At 70.5% G+C, this 4055-nt stretch carries 4 protein-coding genes; all 4 read left to right on the top strand.

Features of this window, described 5'->3' with window-relative positions; translation table 11 throughout:
* The first annotated feature begins 167 nt into the window (after positions 1-167).
* Positions 168-1559, top strand: a complete 1392-nt coding sequence (locus tag WBP48_RS15285) for a dihydrolipoamide acetyltransferase family protein (RefSeq protein WP_424441610.1) — start codon at positions 168-170, stop codon at positions 1557-1559.
* Between the two features lie 67 nt (positions 1560-1626).
* On the top strand, positions 1627-2562 hold the full coding sequence (locus WBP48_RS15280; protein WP_424441609.1) for a metal ABC transporter solute-binding protein, Zn/Mn family: 936 nt from the start codon (positions 1627-1629) through the stop codon (positions 2560-2562).
* Entirely contained in the window at positions 2559-3377 is an 819-nt protein-coding gene (locus WBP48_RS15275) for a metal ABC transporter ATP-binding protein (protein ID WP_424441608.1), read from the top strand. Before WBP48_RS15280 ends, WBP48_RS15275 begins: the two co-directional genes overlap by 4 nt.
* Positions 3374-4055 (top strand): metal ABC transporter permease (locus tag WBP48_RS15270; protein ID WP_424441607.1); only part of this gene is annotated, 682 nt, incomplete at its 3' end. The genes WBP48_RS15275 and WBP48_RS15270, both read left to right, overlap by 4 nt.

Raw genomic sequence — 4055 nt, 5'->3', positions numbered from 1 at the left:
CCGCCCCGCCGCTCGCCCGCGAGAGAACATCTCACGGCCGAGAGAACATCTCGCGGCCGAGAGAACGGGTGTCACCCGTACTCTCGGCGCCGAGTTGTTCTCTCGCGGATGATGGATGGTGGGGGCGCGACCGTGACGAGTGAGAGCGGGAACCGAAGGAGACCCAGATGAGCACGCAGACCTTCCACCTGCCGGACGTCGGCGAGGGCCTGACCGAGGCCGAGATCGTGCAGTGGCGCGTCGGCCCCGGCGACAGCGTCGCCGTCAACGACGTGCTGGTCGAGATCGAGACCGCCAAGTCGCTCGTCGAACTGCCGTCGCCGTTCGCCGGCACGGTCGGTGAGCTGTTGGCACCGGAGGGTCAGACGGTCACCGTCGGGGCCGCGATCATCACGATCGCAGGTTCCCCGAGCGAGCCGGATGCCGCCGCGGGCCACTCCGCACACGGGGAGCCGGCCGCGGCATCCGACGAGGGCGACGGCGCCGTGCTGGTCGGCTACGGCACCGGGGGCGGGGCGACCTCGCGGCGCAAGCGTCCCGCGGAGCGCACCGAGACCGTGCGTGCCTCGGTCGGCGTCGTCGCGAAGCCCCCCGTGCGCAAGCTGGCGCGCGACCTCGGGGTCACGCTCGCCGACGTGCCGCCGAGCGGTCCCGCCGGCGAGGTGACGCGCGAGGACGTCGTGCGTCACGCCGAGCAGGCGAGCGTCTTCCGCAACATCTCGACGCCCGACACCCCCGCCGAGCGCGAGCACACGATCGCGGTGACGTCGGCATCCGCGCCGGCATCCGCTCCGTTCGTGGGGTCCACTCCGGCGCCCATCAGCCCCGCGCCCGCTGCCCTCGAGCCGGTCGAAGGGCGCGAGGAGGCGATCCCGGTCAAGGGCGTGCGCAAGGCGACGGCGTCGGGCATGGTGCGCTCGGCGTATACGGCGCCGCACGTGTCGGTGTGGACGGATGTCGACGCGACCCGCACGATGGAGCTCGTCAAGCGGCTGAAGGCGTCGCCCGATTTCGCGGACATCAAGGTCTCGCCGCTGCTGATCATGGCGCGCGCCGTGATCTGGGCCGTGCGGCGCACGCCGCTCATCGGGGCGGCGTGGATCGACAAGGAGGACGGCTCGGCCGAAATCCGCGTGCGCAACTACGTCAACCTCGGCATCGCGGCCGCGACGCCGCGCGGCCTGCTCGTCCCGAACATCAAGGACGCGCAGGATCTCAGTATGCGGGGACTCGCCCGCGCGCTCGAGAAGCTGACGCTGACCGCGCGCGAGGGCCGTACGACTCCCGCCGACCAGCAGGGCGGCACGATCACGATCACCAACATCGGCGTGTTCGGGATGGATGCCGGCACCCCGATCATCAACCCGGGCGAGTCCGGGATCGTCGCGATGGGCACGATCCGGCAGAAGCCGTGGGTCGTCGACGGTGAGGTGCGGCCGCGGTTCGTCACGACGGTGTCGGGCTCGTTCGACCATCGCGTCATCGACGGCGACGGCATGAGCCGCTTCATCGCCGATGTGGCCTCGATCCTCGAAGAGCCCGCCCTGCTCCTGGACTGAACGCGGGCACAGCCGCGAGAGGCGGCGGCGCATGGGAACGATTCTCAGTAGCGTTATACTTGCCATCATGCCAAGAAAGATGATCATTCCCGCCGCGTTCGCCGCGGCATCCGTCCTCGCCCTCGCGGGCTGCGCCGGCTCCGGCGAACCCGCCGACTCCAGTGCCGCCGCAGACGGCACGATCGACGTCGTCGCATCGACGAACGTCTACGGCGACATCGTCGAGACCGTGGGCGGCGAGCACGTCGAGGTCACCTCGCTCATCGCGTCCTTCAGCCAGGACCCCCACGAGTACGAGGCCAGCGCCGCCGACCAGCTGACCGTCAAGAACGCGCAGCTGTTCGTCGAGAACGGCGGCGGATACGATCCGTTCCTCGACACGCTGATCGATTCGGCGGGCAACTCCGCTCCGGTCATCAGCGCCGTCACGTTCTCCGACGGCTGGACCGGTGACGACCCGACCGAGGCGGTCGAGGGCTTCAACGAGCACGTCTTCTACGCCCCCTCGGTCATGGCCGCCGTCGCCGACGAGATCGCGAGCCAACTCGGCGAACTCGACCCGGATGCCGCCGACGAGTTCACCGCCAATGCGAAGGCGTTCGCCGACGCGATCGACGCGGACGTGACGCCCATTCTGGATGAGGTCGCCGCATCGCACTCGGGTGAGGAGTTCTTCGTGACCGAGCCGGTTCCGGTGTACCTCGCGGAGGCCGCGGGCCTCGAGAACGTCACGCCCGACGAGTTCAGCGAGGCCGTCGAAGAGGGCAACGACGTGCCACCGGCGACCCTGCTCGAGGCGCTCGACCTGATCGGCTCGGGCGACGTGAAGGTCGTCTTCGTCAACGCGCAGGCCGCCGGTGCCGAGACCACCGAGGTCGAGGACGAGGCGAAGGATGCCGGGGTCCCGGTCATCAAGGCGTCCGAGCTGCTGCCGGACGGTGACACCTACGTAAGCTGGATGACTGACATGGCCACCCAGATCAAGGACGCCGTCACTCAGTGACGGCCACCGACAGTCCGCTCCGCATCTCGTCCGCCGCGCTCCGTCGCGGCGGACGAGAACTGTGGAGCGGGCTGAATCTGGTCGTCGAGCCCGGCGAGCTCGTCGCCGTCCTCGGTCCGAGCGGCGCGGGTAAGACGACGCTGCTGCGGGCGATCCTGGGCCTGGAAAGGCTGAGCTCGGGGTCGATCGAGGCCGTCGGCGAACCCGTCCGCCGCGCCGGGAACCGCCGCATCGGCTATATCCCGCAGCAGCGTCCGCTCCCGCGAGACACCTCTCTGCGCGGTCGCGACCTCGTCGCGCTCGGCGTCGACGGCCACCGGTTCGGCTTCCCCTTCCCTCGGCGCGGCGACCGCGCGCGCGTCGACGCGCTGATCGACGCCGTGGGGGGCAGCGAGTTCGCGGCACGTCCCGTGGGCCTGCTGTCCGGCGGCGAGCAGCAGCGCCTGCGCGTCGGACAGGCGCTCGCCGACGACCCGCCGCTGCTGCTGTGCGATGAACCGCTGACGAGCCTCGACCTCGCCAACCAGCAGGCCGTCGTCGGGCTCATCGACCGTCATCGCAGGGAACGGGATGCCGGTGTGCTGCTGGTCACGCACGACATCAACCCCGTGCTGGAATCGGTGGACCGCATCCTCTATCTCGCGGGCGGGCGGTTCACGCTCGGCACTCCCGGCGAGGTCCTCACCTCCGAGACGCTGAGCCGCCTGTACGGGACCCCGGTGTACGTGCTGCAGGCGGGCGGTCGCCTCGTCGTCGTCGGCGCGCCGGACGTGGCCGAGGCCGCGCACCACCACCACGAGGTGCACGGCGCATGAGTTGGTCGGACATCGGCGACGCCCTCTTCGGCGGCGCCGCGCAGTACGGACAGATCTTCGCCCTCGTGCAGAACTCCGTCTGGGCGGGACTGATCCTCGGCATCGTCGGCGGCATGGTCGGCGTCTTCGTGATGCAGCGCGACATGGCGTTCGCGGTGCACGGCATCAGCGAGCTGTCGTTCGCGGGTGCGGCGGCCGCGCTGCTGTTCGGCTTCGACGTCGTGACCGGATCGATCCTCGGCTCGCTCACCGCCGCCGCGCTCATCGGACTGCTCGGGGCGCGGGCGCGCGATCGCAACTCGATCATCGGGGTGCTCATGCCGTTCGGGCTCGGCCTCGGCATCCTCTTTCTCTCCCTGTACAGGGGCCGCAGCGCCAACCGTTTCAGCCTGCTGACCGGCCAGATCGTGTCGGTGCAGAACGAGCAGCTGGGCTGGCTCATCGGCCTGTCGGCGCTCGTCCTGGTCGGCCTGCTGCTGATCTGGCGGCCGCTGCGGTTCGACTCCCTCGACCCGCAGTCGGCGGCGGCGCGCGGCGTGCCGACCGTCGCGGTCTCGTTCGGGTTCATGCTGCTGCTCGGCATCATCGTCGCCGTCGCCGTCCACATCACCGGCGCGCTGCTCGTGCTGGCGCTGCTGGTGACCCCGGCCGCCGCCGCGACGCGGATCAGCACGGGAC

It is taken from the genome of Microbacterium sp. (assembly GCF_049661145.1).
Lineage (GTDB): Bacteria > Actinomycetota > Actinomycetes > Actinomycetales > Microbacteriaceae > Microbacterium.
This window is presented reverse-complemented; position numbering and strand designations above follow the sequence as displayed.